The organism is Corynebacterium sp. ACRPF (assembly GCF_022347395.1).
GTDB classification, from domain to species: domain Bacteria; phylum Actinomycetota; class Actinomycetes; order Mycobacteriales; family Mycobacteriaceae; genus Corynebacterium; species Corynebacterium tuberculostearicum_D.
This window is the reverse complement of record NZ_JAKRNB010000008.1, coordinates 43,804-62,423: the sequence shown is the minus strand read 5'-3', so window position 1 is coordinate 62,423 and position 18,620 is coordinate 43,804. Positions and strand designations below refer to the sequence as shown.

The following is an 18,620-nucleotide window of genomic DNA, read 5'->3' as shown; positions in this document are numbered from 1 at the left end:
CCGCGGGAGAAATCCCGCTCGTTGCATAGTACCCGAGCACCGCCGCCGAGGGGAAAGCCGGTCCCCCATCTATGCATTGACAGGGTGCAGGAGCTAAAGTTCAGGCAGAATCAATCCCACATTCCCAGCGCTTTTCGAGGGTTATTTCCGTGTCATTTTTGTCCGCTATGCGGGAGCGCCTGCGCGCTTCCTCGGGCCAGGTAGCCATCATCGACGCGGCTAAAGCCGCACCGCCGCCATCCCCACTCGCTCCGGTCAATCTCCATGACGCCGCCCAAGTCACCGGCGTTATGGAGATCGCCGCTCGCATTGGTGAAATCCTCATCGGAGCCGGCACCGCCAACTCGGATGCGCGCGCCCAGGTGCACCTGGCAGCGTCGTCGTATGGCTTGCACTACTGCCACGTGGATATCTTGATGAATACCATCACCATCCACACCACCATCGGCACCGGCGAGCAGCGCCAAAACCTGCATGTATTCCGCGTGGTGCCGAGCATTGGCGTGGATTTCTCCAAGCTCGCGGCCGTCGATAAGCTCATTCGCTCCATCCACTCCGGCCAGATGCCGCCGGCCATGGCGGAGCAGCGCCTAGACGAGATCGACCGCATGCCAGCGCCTTATAAGCCGTCCACGGTCATGCTCGGCTGGGGCGCGATGGGTGGCCTGATTTCCATGATGCTTGGCGGCGACCTGCTCGTCGGCGTGGTGGCGTTTGTGGTCTCCGCGTTCATCATGGGCTTGAACGCCTGGTTGGCCAATTACCGCCTGCCGCCCTTTTATCAGAATGCGGTCGGCGGCTTTTTCGCCGTCTTCCCGGCCGCCATTTTGTACAACGTCGCAGCCTCCTTCGGCATTAATTTCTCGCCCACGCAGATCATTGCCTCCGGCATCATCGTGCTGGTGGCGGGGCTGACGTTGGTGCAATCGCTTGTCGACGGCATCACGCGCGCCCCCGTTACCTCCTCCGCCCGCTTCTTTGAGGCGCTGCTATCTACCGGCGCCATCATCGCCGGCGTCGGTGTGGGCATCCAGCTGGCCGATTCGCTGGGCTTTAACCTGCCGCCGCTGGCCACGCTGGCCCCACCGGTCTACCACGAAATTCCACTGCTAGTGCTGCTCGGCGGCACGGGTTCTGCTGCCTTTGCGCTGGCCTGCGGCGCAGCCTGGATTGAGATCACCATGTCTGGCCTTACGGCCGCAGCCGGCATGATTTTCTATTACTTCGTGGTGGTGCCCTTCGGCGTCGGCCCGGTGATTGCCTCTGGTCTTTCCGCGGTGGTCGTTGGCCTCGCCGGCGGTTTGATGTCGCGCCGCTGGGGAATTCCGCCGCTTATCACCATGATCGTGGGCTATACGCCGATGCTGCCCGGCCTCATGCTCTACCGCGGCATGTACGCCTCTCTCAATGAGCAGATGATTACCGGCTTTACCAATATGGCGATGGCGCTGGCCATCTCCGGCGCCCTGGCCGCCGGCGTAGTACTGGGCGAGCGTGTGGCTCGCCGCCTGCGCCGCCCGCAGTACTTCCGCCCGTACACCACCTTCAAGCGCATCGGCCGCTTCTCCTTCCATAAGGCCACGCACTTGGCCCGCAAGGCCCCGCGCATCCCGCGCGTGCCGATGTCCCCGTTTGCCCCGCGCGTCAATCGCCCGGAGTTACCACCCAAGCTCGGGCCGAAGCCGCCGCAGCAGCACCCGCGCCACGAGGCCCAAAACCATGCGCCGCATACCCACTCGGCCGCGGACCTGTGGCCGGAAGATTCCCAGTGGCCGGCGCAGCCGCAGCAGCGCGAGAAGACCACCTATACCGTGCCCGGCACCGAAACCTTTCGTGCCCAGAAACCGGAGCAACCGGGCACCGAATCCGGACCCGAGCGGCCCTAAACGCCGCCGGTAGCGTACAATATTTGCTCTGATAGCTTTTCTTGCAAGCGCATAAGTAGTTTCCACAACGTTCAGGAGGACACGTCGTGCCACCCAAGGTCCAAGACACCCACCCACAGGCTGACCAGAATCACGCCCTTGAGGAGGAGACCTCCCGCGCAGCCCGCCGCATCGTGGCCACCTATGCGCAGGACTTCCTCGACGGCGTGACCCTGATGTCCATGCTGGGCGTGGAGCCAAAGGGCCTGGTGCACAAGAAGGTGCTGGCGGAGCAAGCCGATGCCGCTCCCAAGAAGTCGACCAAGAAATCCAGCAAAAAGTCCACGAAGAAGTCGACTAAGAAGTCCACCAAGAAATCGACGAAGAAGTCGACCAAGAAGGCTACAAAGAAGGCCACCAAAAAGGCGACGAAGAAGGCCTCCAAGAAGGCAACGAAGAAGTCCACTAAGAAGTCTTAAGTTATTCTTGCACCATGAGTGAGCGTGGCAATGACTTCGTGGTGGTGGCCAACCGCCTGCCGGTAGATCTGGAAACCCGGCCCGATGGCAGCCATACCTGGACGCCCTCGCCGGGCGGTCTGGTCACCGCATTGTCTCCAGTCCTCGAATCACACCAGGGATGCTGGGTGGGCTGGCCCGGTGTGGCCGATGCCGCGCCAGAGCCCTTCCGCACCGATACCGGCGTGCTGCTGCACCCAGTCAAGCTCACCGAGTCCGATTTCGAGGGCTTTTATGAGGGTTTTTCTAATGCCACCTTGTGGCCGCTCTACCACGATCTCATCGTCACCCCTACCTATGACCGCGATTGGTGGCACGCCTATCGCGAGGTCAACCTGCGTTTTGCAGACGAGGTAGCCGAGGTCGCCGCCGAAGGCGCCACCGTGTGGGTACAGGACTACCAGCTGCAGCTTTTGCCTGGCATCCTGCGCCAGAAGCGCCCGGATCTCACCATCGGATTTTTCCTGCACATCCCCTTCCCTTCCGCCGATCTCTTCCGCCAGCTGCCCTGGCGCGAGGAGCTCGTGCGCGGGCTGCTTGGCGCGGATCTCATCGGCTTCCACCTGGAGGCCAATACCCGCAACTTCTTGGAGCTTGCCCGCCGCCAGGGCCTCGACGTACAAGGCGAGGCCAGCACCCGCGAGGTCACCGCGCATATTCGCCTGCCGCAGGGGCGCACCATCGGCGTGGGCGCCTTCCCCATTTCCATCGCCGCGAAGGACTTTGCCGCATTCACTGGGGAGGAGAAGGGGGACGTCGCCAAGCTGCGCGAAGAGCTGGGCTCGCCCAGGCGCATTATCTTGGGCGTGGATCGCCTCGATTACACCAAAGGCATCCTGCAGCGGCTGACCGCCTTTGAGGAGCTGCTGGACACCGGCGCGCTCGACCCGGAGGAGGTGACGCTGGTGCAGCTCGCCACGCCGTCGCGCGAGCGCCTCGACCATTACAAGGCCACCCGCTCCAAGGTGGAAGAAGCCGTTGGCCGCATCAACGGGCGCTTCGCCCGCGTAGGTCACCCGGTGGTGCACTACCAGCACCGCGGCGTGGCCAAGAGTCTCCTGCGCTGCTACTACCGCATGGCCGATGTCATGCTGGTGACCCCCTTCAAGGACGGCATGAACCTGGTAGCCAAGGAATACGTGGCCTGCCACGACGATGGCTCGGGCGCGCTGGTGCTCTCCGAGTTCGCCGGCGCGGCCGATGAGCTCAACCAGGCCTACCTGTGCAATCCCTTCGATATCGAGTCCGTCAAGGCCGCCTTGCTCAATGCGCTCAAGGCGCTTGACGACGCCCCCTCCACCATGACCCAGCGCATGCTCACCATGCACCAGCAGGTCACCGAGCACGACGTGCAGCTATGGTCCCAGTCCTTCCTGGGCTGCCTGCGCCAAGCAGAAGAACAGGGGGCGGGCGCATGATGTCTCGCTTTCCCCGCCTGGCCGCAGTGCCCATTGCCGCGACCTGCGCCGCCGCATTACTGGCCGGCTGCGGCTCCGGCGACGAGGAGCCCCAAGCCCCTGGCGATGAGCAGATCTTGGATAAGCAGTGGCAGGTAGTCTCCATCAACACCACCCCGGATGCCGCCTCCACCATCCCGGAATCCATCCCGCAGGCACCCACGTTGAGTTTTGGCCAATCCACGATGGTGGGCACCACCGGGTGCGCCCAAATGGTGGGCAAGGTGACCTATTCCGCCGATGATGAGCGCCAAAACATCCGCGAGGGCAACCGCCTCCACTTCGATGAGGTGGAGTTTGACGAGACCGCCGAAGATTGCCACGGCGCGTCCGTGTGGGCCGATAACCTGCTGCGCAACCTGATTTCCGCGGACCACGATTTTCACTACACCGTCAATTCCAATAACCAGCTCGTCTTGGAACTGGTCACCGATGAGGTGGACTCGCCGTCTATCAAGTTGGTTTCCCTGGGCGGTTAATTGCGTAGGCTGGAGGCCATGACGCTTTCAACTGCCATCAAGGCCCTTGCCGCCGCCGAGCACCTCGCGGTGGTCTCGGATTTCGACGGCACGCTCTCCCCCTTCGCCACGGCCATCTATGAGGTCGAAATGAACCAGGAATCACTGCGCGCCCTGGATAAACTGGCCCACCTGCCGGACACCACCGCGGCCGTGCTCTCCGGCCGCCACCTCGAAGGCCTCAAGCGCGTGTGCCCTCTGCGCGAGCCCGTTCTCTTCGGCGGCTCCCACGGCGCCGAGTCCTCGTGGGAGGACACGGAACTGACCCCCGCGATGCGCGAGCACCTCGCCACCAAGGAAGCCGAGATCCGCGCGATCATGGAGCGCTTCCCCGGCGCGGATATCGAGGTCAAACCCTTCCAGCGCGTATTGCACCTGCGCGCGCTCGAGGATTCCGATCCAGAAGCTGCCGCCCAAGCCTATGAAGCCGCCCTCGCGCTCGATCCGGGCGGCTTCCCCCGCACGGCCGGCAAGTCCGTGGTGGAGTTCTCCGCCACCCAGGCCACCAAGGGCACGTGGATTGAGAACCTGCGCGAGCGCACCGGAGCCACCGCCATGGTCTTCTTGGGCGATGACGTCACCGATGAGGACGGTTTCCGCGCCCTGCACCAGCCGCCAGACGTTGGCGTCAAGGTCGGCGAGGGCGATACGTCGGCCGTAGTGCAGCTTGCCGACGTCGACGCCGTCGCCCACTTCCTCACCGAGCTCGCCGCCGCCCGCGCGGCCCATGTCGGCCGCCCCGACAACGGCGGCGCTGCCTAACGCGCCGCTGCCTAGCGAAGCGGCACCTAGCGCGGCGGAGCCACCGTCCGCCCGGCCGCGAAGCTGGTCTGCAGCACGCGCCGTAGCATCGCGGCTTCGCTCGCGTCCGAGCCCTCCGCGCCGGCGATAAGCTTGGCGAGCATGTGGCCGGCGGCCGCGCCCTTGGCCTTATTGGGCTGGACGATCGTCGTCAAGCCAAGGCGCTGCGCCGCATCAATGCCGTCGAAGCCGGTAACGGACAGCTCGCCGGGGACGTCGATGCTCCGCTCGCGCGCATAGGTCATCACGCCCAGCGCCATGGAGTCGGTGGTGCACAGGACGGCGGTGAGGTCTGGGTGGGCGTCGAGAAGCAACTGCGCGGCCGCACGCGTGGTCTGCGCATCGTTGATGTGCTGGGTAACCACGGGCACGGTCTCGGGCGCGATGCCCGCCTGTGCAAAGACGTCCATGGCTCCCATGACCCGGGCGCGCTGCACGTGCATATCGGCGCCCTGGAGCTCACCCCACGAAATGGGGCCATCGTGGCGCTCGCGCTTGAGGCGAATCGCCAGCACGCCGATCTTGCGGTGGCCGGCCTCCACCAGCGCGCGGGCGGCCGGGGCAATCGCCGCGCGGTCATCGATGCCCACGAACGGCAGGCCCGAATCCGTCGGCTGATCGCAGACCACCACCGGCAGCCCGCGGCCGCGCGCCGCCTCGAGGTAGGCGTCCCCGGCCGCCACGGAGTAGACCACAAAGCCATCCACCGCGGCCGAGCCCACCAGGCTGGCCGCCTCCGCCTCGCCCTCCGGACCGGCCGGGATGAGGGTGAGCGTGGTCTGCGCGCCGGCCGAGGCTTCTGCCATGCCGGCCAGGAAATCCACCGAGGCCATGTCCTCGAAGGCATAGGACAGGTGCTCGGTCAGCAGCACGCCCACCGAGCCCGCGCGGCGGGTGCGCAGGCTGCGGGCCGTGGGGTCCGGCCCGGGATACCCCCGCGCCTTCGCCGCCGCCAGGATGCGCTCGCGTGTTGCGGCCGAAAGCTGGTCCGGCCGGCTATAGGCATTGGATACCGTCGTGCGCGAAACACCCAGCTCGGCGGCCAGCGAGGCCAGCGTTTTGCGGGTGGGGCTGCGTTTCACCATGACCGCAAGCATACCCCGCGGCTGTATTTTCAATACATATTCAATTGACAATGGTTCCCATCAAACGCACACTGGAAACTATGCATACCTCACTTCGCGCATCCGCAGCCCTCCTCGCGGCCGGTGGCCTCCTGCTGACCGCCACCGCCTGCTCCTCCGACACCGAGGACTCGGCCGCCGAGCCGGGCGCCCAGAAGAAGATCTCCATCGTCGCGTCCACCTCCATCTGGGCCGACGTCGCCCAGGCCGTGGCCGATACCGCCTCCGGCGTGGACATCGAGGTCAAGCCCATCGTCGAGGGCAACGGCGTTGACCCGCACCACTTCGAGCCTTCCGCGGCCGATATCGCCAAGGCCGAGGACGCGGACCTGCTCGTGGTCAACGGCGGCGGCTACGATTCCTGGATTTACCAGGCCGTTTCCGATCAGGACAACATCGTCTCCGCCCTGCCGCTCACCGACCACGGCAAGCTGGCCGATGACCCCAATGTCATGACCATCGACGCCGCCAAGGCCACCGCCAAGAAGGACCCGGAGAAGGTCACCAACATCGAGGGCAACGAGCACATTTGGTACGACCCGGCCGCGCTCGACGAGGTCGCAGGAAATATCGCTGACCAGATCAACGAGCTCAATACCGATGCCAACGCCAGCACCGAGCGCGTGGACTCCCACGTCGACCGCCTGCGCGACAAGCTCAAGGAACTGCCGGGCGACCTCTCCTACGCGCAGACCGAGCCGATTGCGGACTACATCATGAAATACACCTCCGGCAAGGATGTCACCCCAGAGGGCTACCGCAAGGCCACCATTTCTGAGGGCGAGCCCACCGCGGCCGACCTCGCTGCCTTCACCAAGGCGATTAAAGAGGACAAGTTAGACCTGCTCATCTTTAACCCACAGACCGAAACCGATACCGCCGGCCGCATCAAGTCCGCCGCGGAGGATGCGGACGTCTCTATCGTCGAAATCGGCGAAACCCCGCCGGATGGCAAAGAATTCTGGACCTACTATGACGAGGTCACCGATTCCCTGGGGAAGCTCTAGTGCTCATCCACTTCCATGACGCAGCGGTTGCCCCGCTGTGGTCCAGCCTTAACCTCGCCGTTGACCGCGGCGAGTTTATCGCCGTTTTGGGCCCCAATGGCGTGGGCAAATCCACCCTGCTCGGCACCATCTTGGGAACCCGCAAGCTCACCGCCGGCAGCGTCGACGTTAACTGCCGCGTCGGCTTCATCCCGCAACAACGCATGTTCCCGGCCGACCTGCCCCTGCGCGCCCGCGACTTAGTCTCGCTCTCGCTCGCCCACGGCGCTTTCCGACGCCGCCGCCCGCCCCGCCACCGCGTCGACGAGCTCCTCGCCGAGGTGGGCGCCACCGGCCTGCGCGACCGCCGCGTGGGCCAGCTATCCGGCGGCCAACAGCAGCTCATCCGACAGGCCCAGGCGCTGGCCAACGACCCCGAGCTCATCCTCGCCGACGAGCCGCTGCTCTCGCTCGACCCGGCGCGCCAACAAGCCACCGTGGACAAGCTGGATACGCTGCGCCACGAGCGCGGTACCTCCATCATGTTTGTCACCCACGGCATCAACCCGGTGCTCGGCGTGACCGATAAGGTGCTCTACCTCGCCCCCGGCGGCCATACCTTCGGCACGGTGGATGAGGTCATGCGCTCCGATGTCCTTTCCGAGCTCTACGGTTCCAAGGTCAACGTCTTAAACGTCGATGGGAGACTTATCGTTGTCTAGCTTTGTAGAAGACACCCAGTACCTGCTCAGCGTGGACTTTGTGCAGTCCTCGCTCATCGCCTCCGCGCTGCTGGGCATTCTCTCCGGCGTGATGACCTCGCTCATTGTGCTGCGCCAGATGTCCTTTTCCGTCCACGCCACCTCCGAGCTTGCGCTCATGGGCGCCTCGGCCGCGCTGCTTTTCGGCCTCAACCTGGGCTTCGGCGCGGTAGCCGGTGCCATCGTGGCCGCCATCATCCTCGCCGTGCTGGGTTTTAAGGGCCAGCAAGACAGCGCCATCGGCGTGGTCATGAGCTTTGGCCTAGGCCTCTCGGTGCTGTTTTTACACCTCTACCCCGGCAACGCGAATACCGCGATGACGTTGCTCACCGGTCAGATCGTCGGCGTTTCTTCCGCCTCGGTGTGGCTTTTGGCCGCGACCACCGTGGTCATCCTCGCCGCCGTGGCCATCCTATGGCGGCCCATGCTCTTCGCCTCGGCCGACCCGGTCATGGCCCAGGCGGCCGGCGTACCCACCCGTTTCATCTCGGTTGCGTTCGCCGTGCTGGTGGGGCTCGCGGCCGCGCAGTCGGTACAAATCGTCGGCTCGCTGCTCGTTATGGCGCTGCTCATCACCCCCGGCGCGGCGGCCGTGCAGATTACTTCCTCGCCCCTGCGTGCGGTCATGTGGGCGACCATCTTCGCCGAAGTTTCGGCCGTCGGCGGCTTCGTCTTATCGCTCGCGCCCGGCCTGCCGGTCTCGGTTTTCGTCACCACCATTTCCTTTGTCATTTACTTGGTGTGCCGCCTCATTGGCTGGCAGCGCAACAAGAACGCGGTGCGCGACGAGGTTGCCGCGCACCGCTTCCATGCCGACTGCCACAGCACCGCCGAAGAGCACCACGCCGACTAGACTGGGCGGCTATGCACGTACACCGCCGCACCGCGGATGTGGATGGCCGCACCCGCCGTTTTCTCGTCATCGCGCCGGAAAACCCCGGCCCGCACCCTGACCTCTTGCTCTTCTTCCACGGTTCACTGCAATCCGGGAACGTGATGCGCCGCTTTACCAACGGCACCTTCGACGAGCTTGCCGACGCCACCAACACCGTCCTCGTCTACCCCGACGGCGTCGACCGCCATTTCAACGATTGCCGCAGCATCCTGCCAGTCACCGCCCGAGCGGAAAACGTCGATGACGTTGCCTTTAGCACTTACCTGGTTAGCACCATGCAGCGCGAGTTCGGCACCAAGCGCACCTTTGCCTGCGGCTATTCCAATGGTGGGCAGATGGTGCTCCGCCTGCTTTTCGACGCCCCCTTTAGCCTCACCCGCGCCTGCATCTTCGCCTCCACCCTGGGCGAGGGCAAGAACCACGCACCCAGTAACCCGGACGGCTACCGGCCCACGCCGCTGCTGTTTTTCCACGGCACCGCCGACCCGTATGCGCCGTATGAGGGCGGGGTCGCCGGGCTGGATGCCGAGCGTACCCGCGGCCGCGTGCTTTCCGCGCCGGCCACCGCCGAACACTTCGCGCTGGCCAATGGCTGCCAGCCACCCCGCGACTACCACCCCACCGCGGATGTCACCGCCACCGCATACGACGGCGATTTCCCCGTCGGGCTGTGGACCATGGAGGGCCTCGGCCACGTGATTCCCTCTAGCATGAAAACCGACCCACGCATAGGACCAAATACGGATTCCTTCCGCGCTGTGGATAAGGTCCGCGAGTTCTTCGGCCTCGACGACGCCGAGGCCTAGTTATCCACACCCGCACCCAGCGCACCGCGCGCCGGCGTGCACCCGCACTTAACGTGTGGAGCCGTGAACGCGCTACAGAAATTCTTGACAGGCCTGGCCGCCGGCATGGACATTATCGCCGACTGCCACGGCCTTACTAAGCGCGCGCTTATCGACGCCGGCTGCCCCGACACCACCGCCGCCCGCCTCCTTACCCTCGCCGATACCTACTTCGGCCCCACCGCCTTTCGCCGGCTCCAGCGCGAATCCATCGCCGCGGCCCGCACCAACGAGCACAGCCTCACCGCGCTGCTGGCCATCGAGCGCCACGCCACCAAGCTGAAGAGTAAGCGCCAGGCCTGGGCGCTGCGACGGGAGCTATGTGGGATGAAGGGGGATGCGTCGGACGTCGACAAGCAGGGGCGCCAGCGCGTGCGTGAGATTAAAGGCCCACCGCAACGCAAGCCCGGTGTCAAGCTCTACCGCCGCACCGATGGGCCGTGGACCATGACGATTACCGGCAAGTCTGCGGACATCGCGGATATGCACGCCGCGCTCGATAAGGACGCCCCACTCGATTCGGTGCGCAAGATTTTTCAAGGCACCGCCGCGGCCTCCCCCACGGCCGTGACCACCAATGTGGTGCTGCGCCTAGACGAGCTCGATCGCGTCGTCGACACCGCGGGCGATGACATCACCCTGCAGCTGACCAATGGCGCCCGGATGACCGGCGCGGACCTGGTGCGTCGCGCCTTTACCGCGCACGGCTATGTGACTCTGATCCACCCCGTGAAAGGCCCGGTGAACCTGTACCGCACCGAGCGGCTCGCCTCGCCGAAGCAGCGCACCATGGCCGCCGCGGAAAACCCCACCTGTCCGTGGCCGCAGTGCAATTACCCCGCCGATGAATGCCAAGTCCACCACCTCACCGCGTGGCGCCACGGCGGTGAGACCAACCCCGAAAATCTCACCATCGCCTGCCCGTATCACAACGGCGTCAACGACGATGACCCCAACGCCCCGCCGCTGCGCGGCCGCCTGGCCAGGGTGAATGGAACCATTAAGTGGCTGCCACCCTGGGCGGAAAGCGGCTAGAAACCTCGCTGGAGGTTACTGGGCCGCGCGGCGCTGGCGTGCGAATTCGGAGAGCACGGAACCGGCCGCGACGGAAGCATTGAGGGACTCGACCCAGTCGGTCATCGGAATGGACATGATGACGTCGCAGTTCTCGCGCACGAGGCGGGAGATACCCTTGCCTTCGGAACCGATGACGATGACTACGGGATCCGTCGCGCCGTTATAGGTATCCAGTGTGTGCTCGCCGCCGGCGTCGAGGCCGACGACCTGGTAGCCGCTCTTTTGGAATTGTTGCACGGTGCGGGTGATATTCGTCGCGCGGGCGACCGGCAGGCGCGCCGCCGTGCCGGCCGAGGTACGCCACGCCACCGCGGTCACGGACGCGGAGCGGCGCTCAGGGATGATGACGCCGTCGCCGCCGAAGGCCGCCACGGAGCGGATGACCGCGCCGAGGTTGCGCGGATCGGTGATGTTATCCAGGATGACGAACATGCCTGGGCGTGCGTTCTCGGCCGCACGGGCGATGAGCTCGTCGACGTCGGCGTACTTATACGGCGGGATCTGCAGCCCGATGCCCTGGTGCATGCCGTTACCGGTCATGCGGTCCATCTCGTGGCGCTGCACCTCGATGATGGGGATATTGCGGGTATTGCACATGGCCACGGCCTCGGACAAGCGCTTGTCATTGCGGGTACCGGCCACGATGTAGAGCGTGGTGGCCGGCACCTTGGCGTGCAGGCACTCGATGACCGGGTTGCGGCCCACAACCATCTCGGCGGTCTCCTTCTGGTGGCGGCCGGAGTTGCGGCGGTCGCGCTCCAGCTTGGCCTTGTGCTTGGCGTGGTAGATGCGGTCCTCTGCCTTGGGCGTCGGGCCTTTGCCGGCCAAGCCCTTGCGGCGCTGGCCGCCGGAGCCCTTGGTTGCGCCCTTCTTATTGGTCTTGCGGATTCCCGCGCCACCGCGGCCGTGGGTACGTGCCATAATTTATGTCCTTTCGGAGTGCTTAACGCTGCGCCAGCGACCAGGTCGGGCCGTCTGGGGTATCGGTGATGGTGATGCCGGCGGCCGCGAGGCGGTCTCGGACGGCGTCGGCAGTAGCGAAGTCCTTGTCCGCGCGCGCCTGGGTGCGCCGCTCCAGCTCAGCTTGTACCAGCGCATCCAGCGCGGCATCCGCCCCGCTAGCTTGCGCTCCATCTTCCCACTCCAGCGGGTCAAAGCCAAGTACGTGTGCCATCGCGCGGACCTGGCCAGCCAGCGTGCGCGCCTCGGCCTCATCGCCGGCCGCGAGCGCCTTATTGCCAGCGCGGACGGTGGTGTGGATTTCCGCCAGGGCCTTGGGCACCGCGATGTCATCATTCATCGCGTCTTCAAAGCTCTGAGTCCACTCGCCAAGCTCCAGATCGTCAAAGTGGCCGAGGAAGTCTTCGATGCGACGGTAGCCAGCGGCGGCCTCGGTAAGCGCGGTCTCGGAGTACTCCAGCACGGAGCGGTAGTGTGCCGAGCCCAGGTAGTAGCGCAGCTCCACCGGGCGCACCAGCTCCAGCATATTCGGGATGGACAGCACGTTGCCCAGGGACTTCGACATCTTCTCGCCCGACATCGTCACCCAGTGGTTGTGCATCCAGTAGTTGGCGAACTTATCGCCGGCCGCATGCGACTGCGCGATCTCGTTCTCGTGGTGCGGGAACTGCAGGTCCAGGCCGCCGCAGTGGATATCGAAATTAGAGCCCAGGTAATAGGTGGACATGGCCGAGCACTCCAGGTGCCAGCCAGGGCGGCCGTCGCCCCACGGGGTGGGCCAGCTGGGCTCGCCCGGCTTCGCGGCCTTCCACAAGGCAAAGTCCTGGGCGCCGCGCTTGGCGGAATCCTCGCCTTCGCCCTGCTCCATTACCTCTACCTTGTTGCCAGACAGCGAACCGTAATCGGAGCCTTCGGCCTTGGTCCAGGCGGCGACGTCGAAGTAGACGGAGCCGTCGGCGGGGTAGGCAAAGCCGGCGTCGATAAGCCGCTGCATATAGTCGACCATCTGGGTGACAAAGCCGGTCGCGCGCGGCTCGACAGAAGGCGGGATGACTCCCAGGGTGTTATAGGCCTTGGTGAACTCGCGCTCATAGGTGGACACCCATTCCCACCAGGGTCGATTATTCTCGGCCGCCTTGGTGAGGATCTTGTCATCGATATCGGTGACGTTGCGCACCAGGGCTACGTCATAGCCTTGGGCGAGCAGCCAGCGGCGCAGGATGTCGAAGGCGACGCCGGAGCGCAGGTGCCCGATGTGCGGCTGGGCCTGCGGGGTGGCGCCGCACAGGTAAATGGAGGCGTGGCCGGGGCGAATCGGCTCGAAATCGCGTTGGCTGCGGGTGGCTGTGTCATAAATGCGCAAAGTACTCACGCCACCCAGTCTAATTGACGCGTGCGCGGGGTTAGTGTGGTGGGCTAGGCGCGCCAGACGACGGCCGTGGCAACCGCCGCGCGGCCCTCCTTACGGCCGGTAAAGCCCATATGGTCCGTCGTCGTGGCGGAGACGGACACGGGGGCACCAAGGATTTCGCTCAGTACCGCTTCGGCCTCTTCGCGGCGAGGGCCCATCTTGGGGGTCTGGCCGATGAGCTGGGCTGCGGCATTGCCGATGATAAAGCCTTCGGATTCGAGCAGTTCGCGGCATTCGCGCAGCAGTTTCGCCCCGGAAACGCCGTCGTATTCGGGCCGGCCGACGCCCACGAAGGAGCCAAGGTCGCCGAGGTGGGCAGCGGATAAGAGGGCGTCGACAAGCGCGTGCGCTACGACGTCGCCATCGGAGTGGCCTTCGCAGCCAGCATCGCCCTCGAAGAGCAGGCCGGCGATCCAGCAGTCCTTGCCGGCCTCGATCTGGTGGGCGTCGGTGGCGATGCCAACGCGCGGGATAATCGGGTTAGTCATGGGTCTCCTCGGTCAGGGCGTGGGCCAGGGTGAGATCGATGGGCGTGGTGATTTTGAACGCCAGGGTATCGCCCGGCACGGTTGCCACGCGCTCGCCGTGCCATTCCATGAGGCTGGCGTCATCCGTGGCGGTGAATTCGGGCTGCTCGGCCCAATAATCGAGGTTGGCCTGGCGCAGCGCGGACAGGCGGAAAGCCTGCGGGGTTTGCACGGCGCGCAGGCGGGAGCGGTCGGGAGTGCTCACCACGGCGTCGGCCGCGACTTCCTTGATGGTATCGGCCACGGGAACCACGGGCACGGCCGCTGGGGCGCCTTCGAGCACGCGCTTGGCGACGTCCCGCACCATCGCCGCCGGAGTCAGCGCCCGGGCCGCATCGTGGATGAGTACCACGGCGTCGTCGTCGGGGATTGCCTGGAGGCCGGCCCACACGGAATCGGCGCGCTCGCTGCCACCGTGCACGAGGCGGATGGGCGCGGCGTTGGTGGCGTTTTTGCCGTCTGCGGTGTCGATGCGGCCGATGATGCGGGCGGCTTCGGGCTCCATGTCTGGGCTGACCAGCACGATGACCTCATCGACCACGCCGGAGGCCAGCAGCGCGCGCACGGAGCGCTCCAGGAGGGTGCGCCCGCGCAGCTCGACATAAGCCTTGGGCACCTCGGCACCGAGGCGGGTGCCCTGGCCGGCGGCCGCGATGAGCGCGATGACGCGCGGTTTAGTCTTCGTCGTCGAAGGAGAGGTCATCGAGATCGATGTCGTTGTCGATATCGGTGGTGATGGACTTATCGTCTACCAAACCGGCCGCGCGGTGGCGCTCGATGGTGGCATCGATCTCCTCCATCATGGTGTCGGCCTTCTTCTCATCGACCGGCTTGGCCAGCGCCAGCTCGCCCACCAGGATGGTGCGGGCCTTGCCCAGCATGCGCTTTTCGCCGGCCGAAAGGCCGCGGTCCTGGTCGCGACGCCACAGGTCGCGAACAACCTCGGCAACCTTATTGATATCGCCGGAAGCGAGGCGCTCCTGGTTAGCCTTATAACGGCGGGACCAGTTGCCGGCCTCTTCGACGTCCTCGTCACGCAGCACGGAAAAGACCTTTTCCAGGCCCTCCTTGCCCACGACGTCGCGCACGCCGACGTTATCGGCGTTCTTGATGGGCACGCGGACGACTAGGTCGGACTGGTTGATGTGCAGCACCAAGTATTCCAGCGTCTCGCCGCCCATCTCGCGGGTCTCGATATCCTCGATGACGGCCGCACCGTGGTGCGGGTAGACGACGACCTCGCCGACCTTATACTCCATTGCCACTCCTTGTGTTCCCGTTTAATCCCGGTTGACTAAGGCCGCCATTTTATCACGAGCGGCCGCCCCGCCTGCGGATACCCCCGTATACCCCCATGGTCTACCCGCCCGGTTTGGGACTAACTGTGTACTTTATTGCCAAAGGGACTAGGCTAAAGCGTTGACAAGCCCTGTGATCGCAATTGATGGAGGATGCTCAACGTGCAGTCCCTGAAGTCCGCCGCCCGCCGCGGTGCCATTATTTCCGTAACCGCCGTCTCCGCTCTGGCGCTGGCTTCTTGCTCGGCGGGTCACGTCACCCAGACCGCTGACAAGGTGGCTGCGGTCGATGGCGCTTCTGCAAGCACGGAAGACAACAAGGTTGCGGTTCGCGATGTCACCATCTTGGTAGAACCGGACGGCACCGCTGCCTTGAAGTTCACCGCCGTAAACCAGGGCTACGATACCGATGTCATCTCCCTGGAGTCCGTAGAGGTCGACGGCCAGCGCGTCGAGATGGACAAGGCTCAGCCGCTGCACCGCGACCAGTCCATCATCGCGGATTCCCAGAAGAACCTGGACGCGACCACCCAGCAGGATTCTGAGACCGTCCAGTACATCGCCACCTCCCTGAAGAACGATGACTTTGGCTACGCCGGCGACCGCCCGGTTACCTTCGAGTTCTCCAATGGTTCCATCGACGTGGACGCCACCATTGCCGCCACCCAGATGCAGTCCGGCGAATTCGACCGCGACGTCGAGTCCTCCGAGGGCTACTCCTCCGAGGCTCCAAAGAACTAAGCCACGCCGCCCAAAATCACCGCCTCCAGCCCGTTTCGGGCCGGAGGCGTTTGCGTGTTTTAGGCTAGAGGCCATGGCCAAGAAAACTCGCCCCATCCATACCTGTTCCGAATGCGGCTATGTCTCGCCGAAATGGCTGGGGCGCTGCCCCGACTGCGGGTCTTGGGGCACGTTGGAGGAAAGGGCCCCGGTGGTGGCGGGGCCTGGGACAGCGGGGGCGTCGGCAAGCAAGGGCGTAGCGCCGTCGAGCCCGGCGCAGCCGATTACCAAGATTGGGGCGCAGGCGACCAAGACGGTGCGCACCGGCATCGGCGAGCTCGACCGCGTGCTAGGCACCGGCATTGTGCCCGGCTCAGTGGTGCTCATGGCCGGCGAGCCGGGCGTGGGCAAATCCACGCTGCTGCTGGAAGTAGCCTCGCGGTGGGCCCAGCTCGGCCGCACCGTGCTCTATGCGACGGCCGAGGAATCGGCCGGCCAGGTCCGCTCCCGCGCCGAGCGCACCGGGGCGCTCCAGGAATCGCTGTACTTGGCGGCCGAGTCCAACTTGGATGCGGTCTTTGGCCACGTGGATAAGCTCAAGCCGAGCCTCATCATCGTCGATTCGGTGCAGACCATGCACGCCGTGGGCGTGGAGGGCGTATCGGGCGGCGTGGCGCAATCGCGCGCGGTAACGGCCGCGCTGACCTCCCTGGCGAAATCCACCGGCATTCCGGTGCTGCTGGTGGGCCACGTGACCAAGGATGGCAACGTCGCCGGCCCGCGCGTGCTGGAGCATCTTGTCGACGTCGTCTTGAACTTCGAGGGCGACCGCCAATCCAGCCTGCGTATGCTGCGCGGCATCAAGAATCGCTTTGGCGCCACCGACGAGGTGGGGTGCTTCGAGCAGACGGCCGGCGGCATTCGGGAAGTCGCGGACCCTTCCGGGCTGTTTCTATCGCACCGCGGCACGACGCCGGATGGTTCGGCCGTAACGGTCGCAATGGACGGCGTGCGGCCGATACTCGCGGAGGTGCAGGCGCTGACGGTGGACCCGGTAGCAAAGAACCCGCGGCGCGTGGTGACCGGGCTAGATTCCAACCGCGTGCCGATGGTGCTCGCGGTGCTGCAGGCGCGCGCCGGCCAACGCACCAACGATAAGGATGCTTATGTCGCCACGGTGGGTGGCATGCGGATTACGGAAACCGCGACGGATTTGGCGGTGGCGCTGGCCACGTGGTCCTCGCTGCACGAACAGCCGCTGCCAGCCAAGACGGTGGTCATCGGCGAGGTGGGCCTGGCCGGCGAGTTGCGGCCGGTGCCCAATGTGGAGCGGCGCTTGATGGAGGCCGCGCGGCTGGGCTACAAGCACGCGCTCGTCCCGCGCGGGGATATCGAGCCGGTCGAAGGCATGCAGGTGCGCCAAGTGGCGACGCTGGGGCAGGCCATCGCCGCGGTGTCAGGGTAGCGCCTAGCGCAGGGTGAAGTCCTGCGGCGGGGAGGAGTTATCGCCGATGACGGTGTGGGCAAAGTAGGCACCGGGCTCGGCCGCGGGGCGGTCGGTGCACTCGCCCGGTTTGGAGGCCTGGCGGGACCATTCGGCCTCGAATTTCACGTCCTTGCCGGCCGGGAAGGTTTGCGAGCCGGTCTGCACGGAGGCATAGCAATCCGTATCGGACCACACGCGCTCGTTATCGGCCATCTTGTAGACCTCGAAGCGCAGCAGATTCTTATCTAGGTCGATTTTGCAGTCCGCGGCCGTGGGGTTGGTGACGGTCATGAAGAACTTCGGCAGCTCGCCTTCCGGCACGGAGTAGTTCAACATGGAGGTGCGGACATCGAGATCCGCGAGTTCGCAGGTCTTCTTGGCTGCCTCGGAGCTTGCAGGCGCAGCGCTCGACGGCTCGCTTTCGGCCGCCTTGCTTTCCGATGCCCCCTCGGCCGACGTCTTCGTCTCCGAGACGGTCCCGGAGGATTCGGGGGCGGCAGAGGAGGAGGTTTCCTCATCTGCGGACGTAGGGGCAGGTGCGGCGGTATCGGCCGGCTCCTCGCTGCTGCCCCCGAAGGCGGCCACGGCCGCCCAGATCAGCACCACGGCCAGCACGAGCACGATGATGAGCGCCGCCACGCGGCGGCGCTTGTAGATCTCTTCAGGTAGGGGCTTTTTCTGCGTCACGCTGTCAATTTTAAGCGGTGGGCGCGGGCCGGTGCGCTAAGCCCGCGCCGCGTGTCAGGCTGTACTACTTCACGCCGAGGGTCTGCAGGGTTTCCACGCTGGAGTCTTCCAGCAGGTAGCGCGCGCCGATAACGCCCAAGGCACCCTCATCCAGCAGGCGGCGCACGTTGGGAACGCTGGCCACCAGCTGGGCGACGGTCTGGCGGGTGTGTTCCCGCTCGACGTCGTCAGTCGTGGCATTCGGGCCCGCCACCAAGGCGGAGGCGGCGACCTTCTCAATAATGGGTCGCTGCAGGCCGGTGGGCAGCTCGCCGCCAGCCACGAAACCGGTAGCCGCGCCCACCGCGCCACAAGATTGATGGCCAAGGACCACCAGCAGGTTGGGTTTGAGGGCGGCGAGGGCGTAGTCGAGGGAGGCTAGGACGGCGTCGTCAAGAATGTGGCCCGCGGTGCGGATGACAAAGGCATCGCCGAAGCCGATATTGAAGACGTGCTCGATAGGGGCGCGGGAATCGGAACAGGAAATGACCACCACGCGGGGGTCCTGGCCGTGAGTTAGGCCCTCGCGGTTATAAATCTCGCGCACGTCGACGGTCTCGCCGTCTAATACACGCTGATTTCCCGCTTTGAGGGCCTTCCATACGGCCTGCGGTTCGTGGGCAACATTACGTAAAGGCATAGGCC

The 18,620-nt window shown here is 65.3% G+C and carries 20 protein-coding genes; 12 read left to right on the top strand and 8 right to left on the bottom strand.

Translation table 11 applies throughout. From position 1 onward, the window contains the following. Nucleotides 1-149 precede the first annotated feature (149 nt). The 5 genes from MHX61_RS05130 to otsB all read left to right on the top strand — a co-directional run bounded on the left by MHX61_RS05130 (nt 150) and on the right by otsB (nt 5,120). Nucleotides 150-1,886 carry a threonine/serine exporter ThrE family protein gene (locus MHX61_RS05130; protein ID WP_239193303.1) on the top strand — a complete coding sequence of 579 codons (1,737 nt, stop codon included), beginning with the start codon at nt 150-152 and terminating at the stop codon, nt 1,884-1,886. Between the two features lie 86 nt (nt 1,887-1,972). Next, entirely contained in the window at nt 1,973-2,344 is a 372-nt protein-coding gene (locus MHX61_RS05125) for a hypothetical protein (RefSeq protein WP_005325749.1), read from the top strand. 14 nt (nt 2,345-2,358) lie between these two features. After that, nucleotides 2,359-3,801: a trehalose-6-phosphate synthase gene (locus tag MHX61_RS05120; RefSeq protein ID WP_239193302.1), complete on the top strand. Its 1,443-nt coding sequence runs from the start codon at nt 2,359-2,361 to the stop codon at nt 3,799-3,801. Continuing rightward, a complete protein-coding gene (locus tag MHX61_RS05115; RefSeq protein ID WP_005325746.1) occupies nt 3,798-4,319 on the top strand; it encodes an META domain-containing protein in 522 nt (173 codons plus the stop codon). The genes MHX61_RS05120 and MHX61_RS05115 overlap by 4 nt, the downstream gene beginning before the upstream one ends. Nucleotides 4,320-4,337: 18 nt before the next feature. Next, a complete protein-coding gene (otsB, locus tag MHX61_RS05110) occupies nt 4,338-5,120 on the top strand; it encodes a trehalose-phosphatase (RefSeq protein ID WP_200435758.1) in 783 nt (260 codons plus the stop codon). Between the two features lie 26 nt (nt 5,121-5,146). Here otsB and MHX61_RS05105 read toward each other — a convergent pair whose 3' ends face one another. After that, nucleotides 5,147-6,244: a LacI family DNA-binding transcriptional regulator gene (locus MHX61_RS05105; protein ID WP_208853871.1), complete on the bottom strand. Its 1,098-nt coding sequence runs from the start codon at nt 6,242-6,244 to the stop codon at nt 5,147-5,149. An 80-nt stretch (nt 6,245-6,324) separates the two neighbouring features. On the opposite strand from MHX61_RS05105, the gene MHX61_RS05100 reads away from it, so the two are divergent. From MHX61_RS05100 to MHX61_RS05080, 5 genes are all read left to right on the top strand, one after another. Continuing rightward, complete coding sequence (locus MHX61_RS05100) at nt 6,325-7,290, top strand: metal ABC transporter solute-binding protein, Zn/Mn family (protein WP_239193301.1); 966 nt, start codon at nt 6,325-6,327, stop codon at nt 7,288-7,290. After that, complete coding sequence (locus MHX61_RS05095; RefSeq protein WP_239193300.1) at nt 7,290-7,991, top strand: metal ABC transporter ATP-binding protein; 702 nt, start codon at nt 7,290-7,292, stop codon at nt 7,989-7,991. Before MHX61_RS05100 ends, MHX61_RS05095 begins: the two co-directional genes overlap by 1 nt. Next, nucleotides 7,969-8,883, top strand: coding sequence for a metal ABC transporter permease (locus MHX61_RS05090; protein ID WP_239193298.1), 915 nt, complete (start codon nt 7,969-7,971; stop codon nt 8,881-8,883). Before MHX61_RS05095 ends, MHX61_RS05090 begins: the two co-directional genes overlap by 23 nt. A gap of 11 nt (nt 8,884-8,894) precedes the next feature. Then, the gene (locus tag MHX61_RS05085) at nt 8,895-9,731 is read left to right on the top strand and encodes a PHB depolymerase family esterase (protein ID WP_239193296.1); all 837 of its coding nucleotides are present in this window, start codon (nt 8,895-8,897) and stop codon (nt 9,729-9,731) included. Between the two features lie 63 nt (nt 9,732-9,794). Further along, on the top strand, nt 9,795-10,805 hold the full coding sequence (locus MHX61_RS05080; protein ID WP_239193294.1) for an HNH endonuclease signature motif containing protein: 1,011 nt from the start codon (nt 9,795-9,797) through the stop codon (nt 10,803-10,805). Between the two features lie 15 nt (nt 10,806-10,820). On the opposite strand, the gene rlmB is transcribed toward MHX61_RS05080, so the two are convergent. From rlmB to MHX61_RS05055, 5 genes are read right to left on the bottom strand one after another with little or no spacing between them, the layout of a single operon-like run. Continuing rightward, on the bottom strand, nt 10,821-11,768 hold the full coding sequence (gene rlmB, locus MHX61_RS05075) for a 23S rRNA (guanosine(2251)-2'-O)-methyltransferase RlmB (RefSeq protein WP_005325725.1): 948 nt from the start codon (nt 11,766-11,768) through the stop codon (nt 10,821-10,823). A 22-nt stretch (nt 11,769-11,790) separates the two neighbouring features. Further along, nucleotides 11,791-13,179: a cysteine--tRNA ligase gene (gene cysS, locus MHX61_RS05070; protein ID WP_239193292.1), complete on the bottom strand. Its 1,389-nt coding sequence runs from the start codon at nt 13,177-13,179 to the stop codon at nt 11,791-11,793. A gap of 44 nt (nt 13,180-13,223) precedes the next feature. After that, nucleotides 13,224-13,706 (bottom strand): 2-C-methyl-D-erythritol 2,4-cyclodiphosphate synthase, encoded by a 483-nt coding sequence (ispF, locus tag MHX61_RS05065; RefSeq protein WP_204610983.1) that lies wholly within the window; start codon nt 13,704-13,706, stop codon nt 13,224-13,226. Beyond that, nucleotides 13,699-14,448: a 2-C-methyl-D-erythritol 4-phosphate cytidylyltransferase gene (ispD, locus tag MHX61_RS05060; RefSeq protein ID WP_239193290.1), complete on the bottom strand. Its 750-nt coding sequence runs from the start codon at nt 14,446-14,448 to the stop codon at nt 13,699-13,701. The genes ispF and ispD overlap by 8 nt, the downstream gene beginning before the upstream one ends. Continuing rightward, nucleotides 14,420-15,004, bottom strand: a complete 585-nt coding sequence (locus MHX61_RS05055) for a CarD family transcriptional regulator (protein ID WP_005325718.1) — start codon at nt 15,002-15,004, stop codon at nt 14,420-14,422. Before MHX61_RS05055 ends, ispD begins: the two co-directional genes overlap by 29 nt. A 192-nt stretch (nt 15,005-15,196) precedes the next feature. Here MHX61_RS05055 and MHX61_RS05050 point away from each other — a divergent pair, with 192 nt between their 5' ends. Next, complete coding sequence (locus tag MHX61_RS05050) at nt 15,197-15,784, top strand: hypothetical protein (RefSeq protein ID WP_239193288.1); 588 nt, start codon at nt 15,197-15,199, stop codon at nt 15,782-15,784. Between the two features lie 73 nt (nt 15,785-15,857). Further along, entirely contained in the window at nt 15,858-17,228 is a 1,371-nt protein-coding gene (gene radA / locus MHX61_RS05045) for a DNA repair protein RadA (protein WP_239193286.1), read from the top strand. Between the two features lie 3 nt (nt 17,229-17,231). On the opposite strand, the gene MHX61_RS05040 is transcribed toward radA, so the two are convergent. Both MHX61_RS05040 and MHX61_RS05035 read right to left on the bottom strand, forming a co-directional pair. Further along, nucleotides 17,232-17,936 carry a hypothetical protein gene (locus tag MHX61_RS05040; protein WP_204610976.1) on the bottom strand — a complete coding sequence of 235 codons (705 nt, stop codon included), beginning with the start codon at nt 17,934-17,936 and terminating at the stop codon, nt 17,232-17,234. A gap of 64 nt (nt 17,937-18,000) precedes the next feature. Beyond that, entirely contained in the window at nt 18,001-18,615 is a 615-nt protein-coding gene (locus MHX61_RS05035) for a carbonic anhydrase (protein WP_179386976.1), read from the bottom strand. Nucleotides 18,616-18,620 lie beyond the last annotated feature (5 nt).

What these genes read in the sequence shown, in the direction of transcription:
- MHX61_RS05120 (WP_239193302.1), top strand. Translation starts at nt 2,359, where the DNA reads ATGAGTGAGCGTGGCAATGACTTCGTGGTGGTGGCCAACCGCCTGCCG.
- MHX61_RS05115 (WP_005325746.1), top strand. Translation starts at nt 3,798, where the DNA reads ATGATGTCTCGCTTTCCCCGCCTGGCCGCAGTGCCCATTGCCGCGACC.
- otsB (WP_200435758.1), top strand. Translation starts at nt 4,338, where the DNA reads ATGACGCTTTCAACTGCCATCAAGGCCCTTGCCGCCGCCGAGCACCTC.
- MHX61_RS05105 (WP_208853871.1), bottom strand. Translation starts at nt 6,244, where the DNA reads ATGGTGAAACGCAGCCCCACCCGCAAAACGCTGGCCTCGCTGGCCGCC.
- MHX61_RS05100 (WP_239193301.1), top strand. Translation starts at nt 6,325, where the DNA reads ATGCATACCTCACTTCGCGCATCCGCAGCCCTCCTCGCGGCCGGTGGC.
- MHX61_RS05090 (WP_239193298.1), top strand. Translation starts at nt 7,969, where the DNA reads ATGGGAGACTTATCGTTGTCTAGCTTTGTAGAAGACACCCAGTACCTG.
- MHX61_RS05085 (WP_239193296.1), top strand. Translation starts at nt 8,895, where the DNA reads ATGCACGTACACCGCCGCACCGCGGATGTGGATGGCCGCACCCGCCGT.
- rlmB (WP_005325725.1), bottom strand. Translation starts at nt 11,768, where the DNA reads ATGGCACGTACCCACGGCCGCGGTGGCGCGGGAATCCGCAAGACCAAT.
- ispF (WP_204610983.1), bottom strand. Translation starts at nt 13,706, where the DNA reads ATGACTAACCCGATTATCCCGCGCGTTGGCATCGCCACCGACGCCCAC.
- ispD (WP_239193290.1), bottom strand. Translation starts at nt 14,448, where the DNA reads ATGACCTCTCCTTCGACGACGAAGACTAAACCGCGCGTCATCGCGCTC.
- MHX61_RS05055 (WP_005325718.1), bottom strand. Translation starts at nt 15,004, where the DNA reads ATGGAGTATAAGGTCGGCGAGGTCGTCGTCTACCCGCACCACGGTGCG.
- MHX61_RS05050 (WP_239193288.1), top strand. Translation starts at nt 15,197, where the DNA reads ATGCTCAACGTGCAGTCCCTGAAGTCCGCCGCCCGCCGCGGTGCCATT.
- radA (WP_239193286.1), top strand. Translation starts at nt 15,858, where the DNA reads ATGGCCAAGAAAACTCGCCCCATCCATACCTGTTCCGAATGCGGCTAT.
- MHX61_RS05035 (WP_179386976.1), bottom strand. Translation starts at nt 18,615, where the DNA reads ATGCCTTTACGTAATGTTGCCCACGAACCGCAGGCCGTATGGAAGGCC.